Annotated in this window: 14 protein-coding genes; 10 read left to right on the top strand and 4 right to left on the bottom strand. The window is 32.9% G+C overall.

The features are described from left to right. The 8 genes from PBV87_RS22490 to lysS form a co-directional block, all read left to right on the top strand. The coding region (locus PBV87_RS22490) for an IS3 family transposase (RefSeq protein ID WP_271013816.1) at positions 1-945 on the top strand (945 nt) is incomplete at its 5' end. A 242-nt stretch (positions 946-1,187) separates the two neighbouring features. Further along, positions 1,188-1,973: a biotin--[acetyl-CoA-carboxylase] ligase gene (locus PBV87_RS22485; RefSeq protein ID WP_053982740.1), complete on the top strand. Its 786-nt coding sequence runs from the start codon at positions 1,188-1,190 to the stop codon at positions 1,971-1,973. Positions 1,974-1,985: 12 nt separating this feature from the next. Then, entirely contained in the window at positions 1,986-2,423 is a 438-nt protein-coding gene (locus tag PBV87_RS22480; RefSeq protein ID WP_271013815.1) for a DUF6145 family protein, read from the top strand. 10 nt (positions 2,424-2,433) lie between these two features. Continuing rightward, the gene (locus PBV87_RS22475) at positions 2,434-3,204 is read left to right on the top strand and encodes a type III pantothenate kinase (protein ID WP_271013814.1); all 771 of its coding nucleotides are present in this window, start codon (positions 2,434-2,436) and stop codon (positions 3,202-3,204) included. A gap of 11 nt (positions 3,205-3,215) precedes the next feature. Next, positions 3,216-4,187: a tRNA dihydrouridine synthase DusB gene (dusB, locus tag PBV87_RS22470; protein ID WP_271013813.1), complete on the top strand. Its 972-nt coding sequence runs from the start codon at positions 3,216-3,218 to the stop codon at positions 4,185-4,187. A gap of 63 nt (positions 4,188-4,250) precedes the next feature. Further along, positions 4,251-5,093: a hypothetical protein gene (locus PBV87_RS22465; RefSeq protein WP_053982736.1), complete on the top strand. Its 843-nt coding sequence runs from the start codon at positions 4,251-4,253 to the stop codon at positions 5,091-5,093. 71 nt (positions 5,094-5,164) lie between these two features. Continuing rightward, on the top strand, positions 5,165-5,647 hold the full coding sequence (gene greA / locus PBV87_RS22460) for a transcription elongation factor GreA (protein ID WP_271013812.1): 483 nt from the start codon (positions 5,165-5,167) through the stop codon (positions 5,645-5,647). A gap of 32 nt (positions 5,648-5,679) precedes the next feature. Next, positions 5,680-7,194 carry a lysine--tRNA ligase gene (lysS, locus tag PBV87_RS22455; RefSeq protein ID WP_271013811.1) on the top strand — a complete coding sequence of 505 codons (1,515 nt, stop codon included), beginning with the start codon at positions 5,680-5,682 and terminating at the stop codon, positions 7,192-7,194. 25 nt (positions 7,195-7,219) lie between these two features. On the opposite strand, the gene PBV87_RS22450 is transcribed toward lysS, so the two are convergent. Beyond that, positions 7,220-8,539, bottom strand: a complete 1,320-nt coding sequence (locus PBV87_RS22450) for a helix-turn-helix domain-containing protein (protein WP_271013810.1) — start codon at positions 8,537-8,539, stop codon at positions 7,220-7,222. 238 nt (positions 8,540-8,777) lie between these two features. Here PBV87_RS22450 and PBV87_RS22445 point away from each other — a divergent pair, with 238 nt between their 5' ends. After that, positions 8,778-9,767, top strand: a complete 990-nt coding sequence (locus PBV87_RS22445; RefSeq protein ID WP_053982723.1) for a diaminopimelate dehydrogenase — start codon at positions 8,778-8,780, stop codon at positions 9,765-9,767. A 68-nt stretch (positions 9,768-9,835) separates the two neighbouring features. Here the strand turns inward: PBV87_RS22445 and speB are convergent, their stop codons facing one another. From speB to speD, 3 genes are read right to left on the bottom strand one after another with little or no spacing between them, the layout of a single operon-like run. Continuing rightward, positions 9,836-10,696, bottom strand: a complete 861-nt coding sequence (gene speB / locus PBV87_RS22440; protein WP_053982722.1) for an agmatinase — start codon at positions 10,694-10,696, stop codon at positions 9,836-9,838. Beyond that, positions 10,689-11,543 carry a polyamine aminopropyltransferase gene (gene speE / locus PBV87_RS22435; protein ID WP_334305097.1) on the bottom strand — a complete coding sequence of 285 codons (855 nt, stop codon included), beginning with the start codon at positions 11,541-11,543 and terminating at the stop codon, positions 10,689-10,691. The genes speB and speE overlap by 8 nt, the downstream gene beginning before the upstream one ends. A 22-nt stretch (positions 11,544-11,565) precedes the next feature. Then, positions 11,566-12,399: an adenosylmethionine decarboxylase gene (speD, locus tag PBV87_RS22430; RefSeq protein ID WP_271013808.1), complete on the bottom strand. Its 834-nt coding sequence runs from the start codon at positions 12,397-12,399 to the stop codon at positions 11,566-11,568. 440 nt (positions 12,400-12,839) lie between these two features. On the opposite strand from speD, the gene PBV87_RS22425 reads away from it, so the two are divergent. Then, positions 12,840-15,233, top strand: a complete 2,394-nt coding sequence (locus PBV87_RS22425; protein ID WP_271013807.1) for a Lon protease family protein — start codon at positions 12,840-12,842, stop codon at positions 15,231-15,233. Positions 15,234-15,345 lie beyond the last annotated feature (112 nt).

Here is a 15,345-nt window from a genome sequence, read left to right as displayed (position 1 = left end):
ATTGGAGATGGCATTTCTAAAAAAGCTAGACGAAATAGAAAGGAGGCGATTTTAAGTCAGGTTCAAAATGAATCTACTTATATAGCTATAAGAGAAGTACATACTGAAAAAGAATGTAGCATTTGTGGATTGTGTAAGCTTGCGGGTATTCCAAGATCTTCTTATTACAAGTGGTTGAACCGTGGACAGAGTGAAAATGAAAAATTTAATCAAACACTTCTTCCATTAATTAAAGATGCATATGAAGAAAGAGGAGGCATCCTTGGGTATAGGCAGATGACAATAAAACTGAACCGAGAAAATGACTTTCATGTAAACCAAAAACGTATTTATAGACTTATGAATTTGTTAGATCTTAAGTCTGTTTGCAGAAAGAAGAAAAAGAACTATATAAAATCTACGCCACAAATCACAGCTACTAACATACTAAATCGAGAATTTACAGCGACTAACTTTGGTGAAAAATGGCTTACAGATGTGACAGAGATGAAATATGGAGTGGGCAGAAAAGCTTACTTAAGTGCTATTCTAGACCTTGCAGATAAAAGTATTGTTTCTTTTGTAATTGGACACTCCAATAATAATATGCTTGTATTTGAAACATTTGATCTAGCTTATGAACAACACCCAAATGTTGAACCTATTTTTCATAGTGATAGAGGATTTCAGTATACATCAAAAACGTTTAAGAAAAAACTGGATTCTGCAGGAATGACACAGAGTATGTCTAGGGTATCAAGGTGTATAGATAACGGACCGATGGAGGCTTTTTGGGGAATGCTAAAATCAGAAATGTATTACTTGAAGAGTTTTAATACCTACAATGAGCTGGAACAAGCAGTCATTGATTATATAGATTATTACAATAGTGGAAGATACCAAAAACGTCTTAAATGTATGACTCCACTTGAATACAGAGAGTATTTGAATTATAAAACAGCGTAAAAAAACTCCAACCCTACTTATAAGGTTGGAGATAAAATAGTTTTTATTATTTCACCTGTCTACTTGACAGGGGGCACTTCAGATACCCTAAGCTTTTTTTATTGATGTACATGAGTTTGGTTGTGGTTCGTATAGAATAAAAAAGATAAAGTTTAAGAGTGTGACCTCATTTAAGAGGTCTGTCTATCAGTAAATAGTATGTTATAATATACCGTAGAAAATGTATATCTGGGGGGAACTAGATGGAGCTTAATTGGATTAAACAAAGTAATACATTATGTTTAGGAAAAGAAATTGCTTACTATGAAGAAATAGATTCTACAAATACAAGATTGAAAGCATGGGCAAAAGAAGGAGCAATGGAGGGAAGTATAGTTATTGCAGAAGAACAATTACAAGGTAAAGGTCGCTTAGGACGCATATGGGATTCACCTAAAGAAACAGGTATTTGGATGAGCATCTTAGTTAAACCACAAATAGGAATAGAAAAAATACCTCAAATAACTTTATTAGCAGGACTAGCTACCTGTGAAGCGATAAGGAAAACGACAGGCCTTGAGGCAATGATTAAATGGCCTAATGATATTGTGGTCAATAATAAAAAAGTATGTGGTATACTATGTGAGTTAGTAAACACAGGGAAAGACACAGCTGTTATTATAGGAATAGGAATTAATGTAAATAGTAAAAAATTTCCTGATGACTTACCTTATGCAACTTCATTATATTTAGAAGGTAAAGAAGTTTACATGAGAGAGCCTATTATAAGTTGTTTACTTGAACAATTAGAAGGTTATTATATACAATATAAGAAACAACTATCACTACACAATATTATTGAGCAATATAAAGATAAGTGTATTAATATGAATAGAGAAGTTAATATTGTTAGTAGTACTGAAAGCTATAGAGCAACAGTAAAAGATATTGATGTAGAAGGTAGATTGATTGTACAAAAGCAAAATGGAATAGAAGAAACAATTTTAGCAGGTGAAGTCTCTGTTAGAGGACTTTATGGCTATATATAGAAGGAGTTTAAGATGGAAAAACAAATTGTAATTAGTGTATCACCTTATAATCATAAATATTATTTCGAACCAAAGTTTAATGATATTCCAACTGAAATTAAAGAAGAGTTAGCAGAAGCTATTGCAGCTATTGCAGAAAAAGTAAATGCTATTATTTCAGTAGGGTTTAATGAAGACGGCCAGATCTTTATAGACCAAACGGCAGATGAAGAAATCTTTGTAGATGAGATAGGTGCAGCGTTAGAGATAAAAAGACTTCAAAAAGATAAAGCAGAGCTTCTTAAATCATTACAACTTTGGTATATGGTTTACCGCAGTGAACAAGGACAAATCGTAAAAGAAATTGTATTGATGCAAAGTCAAGGCAAAACAACTGAAGATTTATTAGATATAATTGAAGAAAAATATGGTTTAGAAGGAAGAACTTTTGCACAGGCTTTATTAAATTAGGAGGGAATCTATGATTTTAGCGATGGACGTAGGGAATACTAATATTGTACTTGGTATAATGAAAAATGATAAGCTGATTACAAGCTTTCGACTTACTACGCAAATGCCTAGAACGTCAGATGAATTTGGTGTAACGATTACAGGGATGCTACAGCAAAAAGGTATTCAAGTAAATGAGATAAAAGATGTTATCATTGCTTCAGTTGTGCCAGATATCATGTATTCTTTAACTAATAGTATTAAACGTTATTTTAACCTAAAACCTATGATAGTAGGACCAGGATTAAAAACGGGTATTGCTATTCGTACGGATAATCCTAGGGAAATGGGTGCAGATCGTATTGCTAATTGTGTAGCAGCATATGAAAAAATAGGTGGTCCATGTATAGCTATTGATTTTGGAACAGCTACAACCTATGATGTAGTTAATGAAAAGGGAGAGCTTATAGCGGCAATTACATCTCCAGGAATACGTATTTGTGCAGATGCTATGTGGCATAGAGCAGCACAGCTTCCGCCTATAGAAATAAAGAAGACAAAGAGTATATTAGATGCAAAGAATACAATAACAAGTATGCAGACAGGCTTGGTATATGGTTATATCGGACAAGTTGAATATATAGTGAAACAAATAAAAAAAGAATTAAATGATCCAGATATAAAAGTCATTGCAACAGGTGGCTATGCAAGAATTATTCAAGATGGCACTGATGCTATTGATTATTATGATGGTTTATTGACATTAAAAGGACTTAATATAATTTACAAAAAGAATAGATAGGATGATTTTAAGTGAAATTTAAAAATGTAGTAACACCGAATAACGTGTTTTTAGCACCGATGGCGGGTATTACAGATTTGCCTTTTAGGCTCATATGTAAAGAATTTGGTGCGGGAATGGTCTATACTGAAATGGTAAGTGCGAAAGGTTTATTTTATGATAGCGATAGATCTAAGTTACTTTTAAGTGTAGAAAAAGAAGAGCATCCAGTGGGAGCTCAACTCTTTGGAAGCGATCCTAAGATATTAAGCGATATGGCGAAGGTTGTTTGTGAAAGTGATGTAGACTTTATTGATATTAATATGGGATGTCCAGCACCTAAGATTACTAAAAATGGAGAAGGGTCAGCGCTTTTAAAAAGACCAGAGCTTATTGGTGAGATTGTTTATGCTGTTGCAAATGCAATAGATAAACCCCTTACTGTAAAAATAAGAAAAGGTTTTGATGATGAATCTATTAATGCGGTCCAAGTAGCAAAGATTATAGAGCAAGCGGGTGCAAGCGTTTTAACCTTACATGGACGTACAAGGGAACAGTTTTATAGTGGTGTAGCTGATTGGGATATTATTAAAGAAGTAAAAGATGCTATTAATATTCCTCTTGTAGGTAATGGAGATATACGTACTCCAGAAGATGCAAAGCGTATGATGGATGAAACGGGATGTGATGCAGTATTAATAGCACGTGCAGCGCAAGGAAATCCTTGGATTTTTAAACGTACAGTACATTACTTAGAAACAGGAGAGCTACTTCCAGAACCTACTTTAGAAGAACGTATTCCTATTATTTTAAAACATGCTGAAATGTTAACAGCACATAAAGGGGATTTTATTGGAATTCGTGAAATGAGAACCCACCTTACGGCATATGTAAAAGGACTTCATGGGGCTACTGAATTTAGAAGAAGATTAACACAAGTAGAGTCTTTAGATGACATTAAGCATTTATTAAATGAAATGAACGAAGAACTTAAAAAGCGCTAAGAATGTTCTTGTACATGCTCTCATAGAATACATATGAATAGATGTTTTCTAGGGGGAAAATAGATGAGTAAATTTGCATGTATATATTTTATAGAGAATAATATAATATTATCTAAAGATAGGTCTTTTAAAGGAAAGCATCCAAGAATGACTATTGAATCTACATGGTATGAACAAATAGAAAGTTATAATGTAACAATCTATGCACCATATCAGAAGTTAACACAGAAAAATTGGCAATACCTTGAAAATCAACTTTTGTTGAAAAATGTGGAATATGCATATATACAAAATGGAGGTAAACAAAATCAACTATTTGAGGAGATCCATATTATAAGTGGACAAGAAATTTTGCCTTTAACTTCATACTATATATTGAAGTATATAGAAAAGTATAAACTCGTTCCAAAAGATATATTTAATAATAAGGTAGGAATCATTGCCGGTGAATTAGAAGAAACTATTGATCTCATAGGGAATATAATGGATGATATTACAGACTTAACTTTGTTTGCACCACAACCTTTAATCTATAAGGATATTGTTATTGCTTTACATCAAAAGAAACGATTAAAGGTAAGGGTTGTTAAACCTGAAAAGGTGATACTAAGTAAGATGGATATTGTATTTGATTTAAAAGATAGAGGCATCTACGCAACATGGTGCAGTCCCAACGCTATCTATATAGATTATAAGAATAAAGTAGTAAGGTATATGGATCAAATTGGAGGGGCGCTGCCTAGAATATGGTATGATTTTGATATAGTATGGGAGGGTCGGTTAATTAAGCTTTTTGAATTGCAAATGATATTAGCAGTTCAAGGCATAACAGGACGCTCTTTAAGAAAAGAATTTAAACAGCTAAACCTAAGCATTCGAGATGTCTACACTAGGCGCATAAGTTGACATCTAGCTTAGAGTGGGTTATAATTTTAAAATTAATAGTTGAATGCGCTTTAGAAAGGGAGTATTTTAAAATGGCAGAGAAACAAATATTACTCACATATGAGGGGATTAAAGCCTTAGAAAAAGAACTTGAAGAACTCAAGACAGTTGAACGTAATAAAGTCGCTATTGACTTAAAAGAAGCGAGAGCACAAGGTGATTTATCTGAAAATGCTGAGTATGACGCAGCAAAAGATAGACAAGCTGAGATTGAATCTCGTATTGTTGAAATTGAAAAAATGCTCAAAAACGTTGTTGTTATTGACGCTGATGATGAAGAAACGGCTGATAAAGTTAAGCCAGGACATAAAGTAAAATTACAAGACCATACATTTGAAGAAGAAGTAGAATACCTTATTGTAGGTTCTACAGAAGCAGATCCTATAAATGGTAAAATTTCAAACGAATCACCAGTAGGTGCAGCTCTTATTGGGCGCCAAGTTGGAGATGAAATCGTTGTGGAAACAGAATTTGGAACAGATCGTTATACAATTTTAGCTATATCAACTAACTAAAGATTAAGTTGAAGCACGGAGGAGGAAAAATTTTGTCAGAAGTAGAACAAAATGTAGTAGAACAAAATGTAGTAGAACAAAGTATAAATGTAAATGAGCTTATTAAAGTACGTCATGATAAGTTAAAAGATTTACAAGAAAAAGGTAAAGATCCATTCCATATTACAAAGTTTGATGTTGATGCACATAGTCAAGATGTTATCAATAACTTTGATGAAATGGAAGGCAAAGATGTAACAATTGCTGGACGTATTATGGCAAAAAGAGATATGGGTAAAGCGTCATTTATTCATATTCAAGATCAACAAGGTAGAATCCAATCTTATGTTAGAAAGGATGAACTTGGTGAAGAAGATTATGCAGAATTCAAAAAATATGATATCGGTGACCTTGTAGGGATTACTGGACTTGTATTTAGAACACAAAAAGGTGAGATTTCTGTACGTGCACATAAAGTTACGCTTTTAGCAAAGAGTCTTCAAATTCTTCCAGAGAAATATCATGGATTAAAAGATACAGAAGTACGTTATAGACAACGTTACTTAGACCTTATTGTAAATCCAGAAGTAAAAGATGCATTTGTTAAACGTTCTATGATTATCCGTGAAATTCGTAGCTTCCTTGATCAAAAAAGCTTCTTAGAAGTTGAAACACCAGTACTTCACTCAATTGCAGGTGGTGCTGCGGCTAGACCATTTATTACACACCACAATGCATTAGATATTGATATGTACATGCGTATTGCTCTTGAACTTCACTTAAAACGTCTTATCGTTGGTGGATTTGATAGAGTATATGAAATTGGTCGTGTATTCCGTAACGAAGGTATGTCTGTAAGACATAATCCAGAGTTCACACTTCTCGAACTTTACCAAGCATACGCAGATTACGAAGATATTATGAACCTTACAGAAGAACTTATTCGTCACGTATCAAGAGCTGTAAATGGTACAGCTGTTGTAGAATATAATGGCGTTACAATTGACCTTGAAAAACCATTTGCTCGTTTATCAATGGTAGATGCAGTTAAACAATATGCTAATGTTGACTTTAGAGCAATTGCGGATGTAGAAGAAGCACGTAAAGTTGCTAAAGAACATCATATTGCATTTGAAGCACATCATGGTAAAGGTGATATCCTTAACTTATTCTTCGAACATTATGTAGAAGAACACCTTATCCAACCAACATTTATTACAGAACATCCTGTAGAAATTTCTCCACTTTCAAAACGTAAACCTACAGATCCTGAATACACAGAAAGATTTGAGTTATTCATCGTAGGACGTGAGCATGCAAATGCTTTCTCAGAACTTAACGATCCAATTGACCAAAGAGGACGTTTCATGCACCAAGAAGAACTTCGTGCAGCTGGTGATGATGAAGCAACTGAAATGGATGAAGATTTCCTTACAGCACTTGAATATGGTATGCCTCCAACTGGTGGTTTAGGTATTGGTATTGACCGTTTAGTAATGCTCCTTACTGATTCTTACTCAATTAGAGACGTACTCTTATTCCCAACAATGAAACCAATTAATGAATAATCTTAATAAAAAAGATACCCGCATATTAATATGTGGGTATCTTTTTTTTATTTAAGGTATTGTTTGCTTCAATGGAAGAAACAATATAAGGCATAAGGTTAGGTGTATCAGAATAATAGCTTAGTATAAGTATATTAAGTGTATAAGAAGCATCTACGATTAATGGAGAACATAGTATCTTGCCATATAACTTTATAAATTCAGCTTGTGAGCTGATAGAACAAGAAGAGATATAGGTCAATGTCTCATCTAAAATAGTATTTATTCTTGAGGAATCAAGTTTTAATAATATTTGATTTAGAGCAAGGCAGGTATATTTAAGTGCAATATCAAATTCTTTCTGGGTGGCATAAATACTAGCAAGATAGCCATAGATTTCAATCAAATCATCTCCATAGCTAACTTTTTTGTAAATATGAATAAGTGGTAAGACTTTCTCAAAAAGCTTATTAGCTTGTAAGAGGTTTGAACATTCTAAATGAGTATGTATAAGATGTAGATTAATCTTGATTTCTTCTTCTAGGGCTAAATCATGCTGTTTTAATAAAGAATCATACAAGGAAATAGCTTCTTTAGGTCTGTTAAGCTTACGAAGGCAATGCGCTTTTATAAATTTTAATTCTGTTGTTAAAGTAAAATGCTCCCGATAGATGCTTATTAAATCTAAGGCTTCTGCATATTTAAGGAGTTTATAATAAGAATGAATAGTATAGTTATAAACTTGTTCAGTATAACAGGAGGAACAATGAGGCTGATAATGTAAGAAGAGATATGAGTAATCCAGAACGTCTTTAAACTGATTTAAATAATAGTGACAATGCATAAGATGATAAGTTATATCGATGTATTTAGGATCCGCATCTTTTTGGTTAATACATTCTAAGCTAACTAGAAAATAAGTTAAAGCCTCTCTATAAAGGTGTTGTGATTCAAAAAAAGTACCTGCAATTTCAAAAAGAATTGTACGTTCTTGATTAAGATTATATTTTTCTAATAGGAGAGACATTTGAAAGAAATCGTTATTATGTAAAAAAGTTTTAATTAACTCAGGATGTGATATAAGATTAGAAATAAAAGTTGATGCGATAGATTGTGCCTGTATAGTAGGAGATTCTAGTAAATATTCTAGAGTGGTATTGAATGGTAATCCTTTAGCTTTACAAAGCTCCCTCATATTTTCAAATAATACTTGGGCAGTAGAGGGATTAAGAGCAGTTTTATTTGTTTCAATCATACTAAGCATATTTCTTGTAATGTATGTTCCACATAATTCGGATTGTTTAATTTTATATTGCTGACGTAATACTTTGAGCTTTTCACCGGGAGACAGAATTTTAATATCCATGATTAACCTCCAGATTATATCAAATAAGTGTTAATATAATCATATAGAAAATTGTACAAAAAGTAAATAAATATTTAGACTAATTACAAAATAATAGTATATATCTAACAAAGTGATAAAGTATGTTGACAATAAAAGGCATAAGGCATTATACTATTAGTAGTTCTTTTTAAGACTACTAATAGTGAAACTATATTGAAATAAAATAATTTAATATACTACGAGGAGGGCAATAAATATGAGTACAATTAAAGTAGGAATAGTAGGTTACGGTAATATTGGACGTGGTGTAGAGGCAGCATTAAATCAAAATCCAGATATGGAACTTGTAGCTGTTTTTACAAGAAGAGCGCCAGAAACACTTCAAATTCATAATGCTACAGCAAAAGTTGAGCATATGGATGCTTTAGAAAGTTATAAAGGTAAAATTGATGTTATGATTTTATGTGGAGGATCTGCTACTGATTTACCAGTACAAGGGCCAGAAATCGCACGTCACTTTAATACTATTGATAGTTTTGATACACATGCGCGTATTCCAGAATACTTTACAAACGTAAATGAAGTGGCAACTGAAGCTAATACAACAAGTGTTATTTCTGTAGGTTGGGATCCAGGTTTATTCTCAATGATTCGTATGATGTCAGGAGCAATCTTACCAGTAGGAGAAGATTATACTTTCTGGGGTAAAGGTGTAAGTCAAGGACATTCAGATGCGATCAGACGTGTTAAAGGCGTTAAAAATGGTATCCAATATACTATTCCAATGAATGAAGCAGTGGAAAGTGTAAGAAATGGTGAAAATCCAGAACTTGCAACAAGAGATAAACATCTTCGTGAATGTTTTGTAGTTGCAGAAGATGGAGCAGATTTAGCTGAGATTGAAAATACAATCAAAACAATGCCAAACTACTTCTCAGATTACAATACAATTGTAAACTTTATCAGTGAAGAAGAATTAAGAAGAGATCATGCAAAAATGCCACATGGTGGATTTGTATTTAGAAGTGGTGCTACAGGATTTGAAGAAGAAAGTAAACAAATTATTGAATTCTCACTTAAACTAGATAGTAATCCACAATTCACAGCAAATGTTTTAGTAGCATATGCTAGAGCAGCTGTAAGAATGAATAAAGAAGGTATGAAAGGTGCAAAATCAGTATTTGATGTACCACTTTCATACTTATCACCAAAAACAAGTATGGAATTAATGACAGAATTACTTTAATAGCTAATATAAAAAGAAGCTCATGTATTTTATATACATGAGCTTCTTTTTATATTAATAACGTTTAATTATTTATGAGCAAGAAGTAGTGCAACTTCTCGGACTACTTTACAACATACGGCAGTAGATACGCCAGATGGGTCATAGTGAGGAGACAATTCTACAATATCAGCTCCAACGAGATGGTTAAGACATGTTAATGATTTAAGAGCGGATATTAATGTATTAAAGCAGATGCCACCTGGTTCAGGGGTGCCGGTGCCAGGGAAAATTGAAGGATCTAAAACATCTAAATCTATTGTTAAGTAGACAGGACGATCCTTTAACTTAATAGTGATATCTTCAAAGGTCTCTAAATTAAAGGGATTAAGATAAGTATGTTCTTTTGCCCAATTGAACTCTTCTTTAGTACCAGAGCGTATGCCAAATTGATAAATGCGATGATCACCTAAGAAATCCCAAGCGCGTCTAATAACAGAAGCATGTGATAGTTTTTCGCCCATATAATCATCACGTAAATCAGTATGTGCATCTAAGTGGATGATACATAAGTCAGGATGTTTTTCGTAAAGTGATTGAAGAGCAGGGAGTGAAACCAAGTGCTCTCCACCAATCATTAATGGCTTTTTATTATCATTAACAATTTGTGTGATAGTGGTTTGAATTTCTTTAAGTGCGTTTTTGGTATTACCAAATGGCAGTTCGATATCTCCGATGTCACAAAGACTATAATCTTCAAGATCTAAATCTAAATAAGGAGAATAGGTTTCAAGCCCATAAGAATCAGGACGAATAACGCTAGGGGCAAATCGAGTACCTGGCCTAAAACTAGTTGTTCCATCAAAGGGAGCACCTACTAAGACTATCTGTGAAGACTCATAAGAGGCATCAAAACCAATGAATTGTTGTGTAGTACTTACATTATGCATTTTCTAGACTCTCCTTTACGTAGGTTGGGAGCATAAAAGCGCCCATATGTAAATCTGTATTATAATAACGTGTACGAAGTCCAAAATTCATCCAGGCTTCTTTTTGAAGATCTGCTAATGGGTCATACTTTTTAGATGCAAAGCCAAATAACCAATGACCGGAAGGATATGTAGGCATATGGAATTGATAAACCTTTGCGATAGGGAATGTAGCTTTGATTTTAGAGTGTGCACGTTTCATTTCATGAGCGTAAGATTCATAATAAGGACTTTCATGTTGATTAATTAAAATACCAGCATCACTAAGTACACGTTTACAGTTGTTATAAAAATCATAAGTAAAGAGGCCTTCGCCAGGTCCGATGGGATCAGTTGAATCTACTAAGATGAGGTCGTAAATTTCATCATTCGCTTCTTGAACGAATTTAAGACCATCTTCAAAATAAAGAGTAAGACGAGGGTCTTGATCTAACTGACAAGCAGTCTGAGGAAGATACTGCTGACATAGACGAACAACACGCTCATCAATTTCGACCATATCTACTTTTTCAATATGATTATAGCGGAGAATTTCACGTGCAGTACCACCATCTCCACCACCGATAATGAGAACCCTTTTTATACTAGGATTAACCGCCATAGGAATGTGAGTAATCATATCATGATAAATAAATTCATCTTTTTGGGTTACCATCATTAATCCGTCTAGAGTAAAGAAACGACCAAAGGTATCACTTTCAAAGAAGTCAATTTGTTGAAAAGGACTTTTTTCAGAATGCAGATGCTCTTTTACTTTAATTGAGAATCTAGTATCTTCTTGATGATTCTCTGTATACCATAAATCAATCATAGTTATCTCCTTCATGTTATTAATAATCATCTATTGTAAACATGGCTTCTGTTACATTAGTGCCATAGAAAATTTCGTCCATCTCATGACGGACTTTTTTTGCAATAGATTGTGCTGTACCAGGGTGTAACTCATCTTTTGTATATCCAAATAGATAATTGTTAAGATCAAAGTTTTTTAACTTGCATTTTGTATGGAAGATATTTTCTTGATAAACATTTACATCAATCATATGATAAAGATGTTTAATGTGTTCAGGAATAAAGTTTTGGATAGAATCTATTGGATGATCGATAAAGAGTTTATTACCTGTAATATCACGTGTGAAACCACGAACTTTATAATCAAGTGTCATCATATCAGCATCAAAAGAGTGAATAAGATAGTTAAGCGCTTTTAACGGTGAAATTTCTCCGCATGTTGAAACGTCAATGTCAGCTCTAAAAGTACTAATACCATCTGTAGGATGATATTCAGGATATGTATGTACAGTAATATGGCTTTTATCAAGGTGGGCTGCAATAATCTCAGGAATTGGTCCTGGTGAAGCACATTGTTGATCAACACTAGGTTGAGGTAATGGATTCTCTGAAATTAAAATAGTTACACTGGCACCTTGAGGTTCATAGTCTTGCTTTGAGATATTAAGAATGTTAGCCCCAATAATTTGAGTAACAGTAGTCAGTATTTGTGTAAGTCTATCCGCGTTATATTGTTCATCTATATAATCAATATAAGCTTCTCGATCCTTAGGGGTTTTGGTATAGCAGATATCATACATGTTAAAACTTAAAGTTTTTGTAAGGTTATTAAAACCATGTAACTTCAGTTTTGGTACGTCTAAATGTTCCATGTGCGAATAGACCTCCTAGAAAATAATCATAAATTTTTAACATTGATATTATATTCATAGATGGAATAAGAATGCAATAGAAAATTTATATAGCTATATATTAGGTTTAGTAATAGTGTTATTAAAATGGACAACTAATAGATGATTAAAAGTTTTTAAATACTAAACAAAAAAAGAAAAGGCTTTGTTTGTTTTAGAATATAACGTACTTATATATTAGAAGAAAAGATAAAAAACTATTATTTGATAATATAAAAAAATTAAAAATCATAATTTCAAAAAATGAATAAGTTTAGTAATGGTTTATATTAAAATTATAAATATTAAGTTTGAAAAAATTTGTTAATATCAATTTAATCTGTGAAAATATGTCAGAAATCGACGAAAATTGTAAAGCATATAAGCCTTCTTGAATATAGTGTAATTATGGGGGGGTCACTATGAAGAACAACTTAGAGCTTAAATGGGAAGAACTCAAAATCCCATATACAAATACAGGCATTACCTTTAGTACAACAGATGAAATTAAAGCGGATGAAAGCATAATCGATCAAGAAAATGCTCTGGCAACACTTGAATTTGGCTTACAGTTAGGTGCAAAAGGTTATAACATGTATATATCAGGATCAGATCAGAAAACTATTTTTGACTACGTACTTGGAAGGCTTAAGGATAAGGCAACCAAACGAAATGTTCCCCCAGATATGTGTTATATATATAATTTTGAAAACCCTTCCACACCTAAAGTTATATGGATGCAGCCAGGGGATGGTATACGCTTTAAAAATGATATGAAAGAATTTAAACAGTTTTTAATAAATGAATTAAAAGATAGACTTGATACTCTTGAGGCAGAAAAGAAAAGACAAAAATTAATAACTGAACTAGATGAAAAAAAAGAAGAGGCTTTAGCTGAATTAAAAACATATGCGAAAGACATGGGATTTCAAGTAAAAATGGCAGAAGAAGGATTAGGTTTTATTCCTCTTACATTAGAAGGAAAGCCTCTTTCAATGGATGCATATGAAAAATTAGATGATGCAGACAAACATACGATAGAAGAAGTTATAGATCAACTATCTGAGTTCTCAGAAGAAGTGCTGAAAAAAGTAAGAGATATTGAAAAGTTATATAGTCAATATATGGATGATATAGATGAAACAATTGTATTAAATGAAGTAGGCTATTACATGAAATACCTTAAAGATACCTATGGAAGCTATGATGAAGTTAGCCAATATCTAGATGATATTGCAAATGATATTTTAGAAGATGTGAGCATCTTTGCTGGGAATAGCAATAGTGAAGGGCAGGATATTAAAGGTCTTTTACCATGGCTTGGGAACAGTGGTGTTAGTGAAAAAGTTAATCATTATAGCATTAATGTACTTGTTGATAATGGGGGATTAAAAGGTGCGCCGATTATAACATCAAGAGATTTAAGCCAGGGACATTTAGTAGGAAAAATACGCATTGATACTGAAGTCACTACAAGTCATACAGATTTTAATCAAATTTCAGCAGGGATGTTACATCAGGCAAATGGAGGTTATTTATTACTTTATGTAAAAGACCTTTTAGATTATCCGGGTTCTTTTGACCTTATTAGAAGAACATTAAAGACAGGGGAGGTAAATATTGAAAGCATGGGTGGAGGAAATAACACCAATACTATTGGTATAACTCCTCAGCCTATACCTGTAGATTTTAAAGTTATTTTAGTAGGTGATTATGAGATTTATCATTTATTAACTGAAATGGATTTAAGTTTTAAAGATCTCTTCAAGATTAATATTGATTTTAAAGATACAATTACAAGTGGTGAAGTAGCTATTATGAATATAGCTAGTCAAATAAAATCTCTGTGTAATAAAGAAGATTTACCACCAGTAAGCTGTGATGGCATACTGCAACTTGTGGAGTACAGCCATAGGTTAGCGGAAAGCCAAGAAAAAATGAGTGCTAACTTACAACCTATAATGGATTTAGTAAGAGAAGCAAGTGTATTTGCACAAGGGACTATAACTAAGGATAATATTATCCAAGCAAGACGAATGAAGATGCTTTTTAAAGACACGTTACAAAAAAATATAGAAGAGAAATACGCCAAAAATATATTTTTAGTTGATGTAATGGGGAAAAAAGTAGGACAGATTAACGGATTAGCTGTATATTCAGTTGGAGATTTTTCTTTTGGAAGGCCTGTTAGAATCACAGCAACGACTTATAGAGGGAAGAGTGGTGTTGTTGATATTGAAGGCGCTGTAGGGTTAAGTGGAAGTATTCATTCAAAGGGTGTTCAAATTATTACAGGTTTCTTAGGTAATCACTTTGCACAAAACTATCCATTAAGTTTATGTGGAAAGATTTGTTTTGAGCAAAGCTATGGGGGAGTAGACGGAGACAGTGCATCAAGTGCAGAACTTTATGCAATTTTATCAAGCTTATCAGAAGTACCTCTAAGGCAAGGAATAGCAGTTACAGGTTCTATTAATCAATATGGACAAATTCAACCTGTTGGTGGTATCAATGACAAAATAGAGGGCTTTTATAGAGTCTGTAAGCAAAAAGGATTAACTGGAAAGCAGGGGGTTATGATTCCAGATCAAAATAAAGGTGATTTGGTCTTGGATGAAGAAGTAATTAAGGCTGTAGAGCAAGGGAAATTCCATATTTATGCTATTACTTCTTTTAGGGAAGGAATCGAGGTCTTAACTGGAGTACCGGCAGCTCAAGTTGAAGAACGAGTAGCGCATAAGCTAAAAATATATAGTGTGGATAGCCCAGAGAAGCTTTCTAGGTTAAAAAAACAAAAAGTTAAAAAAAGTAAGTAATAAAAAGGGACTGTTTAATGTAACAGTCCTTTTTTCATATTTATTAAGGATTATCTACAGGATGCTGAATATTATAAAAATAATAGTAAATAAAATATGGAATATGGTATAA

Source organism: Holtiella tumoricola, from assembly GCF_027857615.1.
Taxonomy (GTDB): domain Bacteria; phylum Bacillota; class Clostridia; order Lachnospirales; family Cellulosilyticaceae; genus Holtiella; species Holtiella tumoricola.
This window is presented reverse-complemented; position numbering and strand designations above follow the sequence as displayed.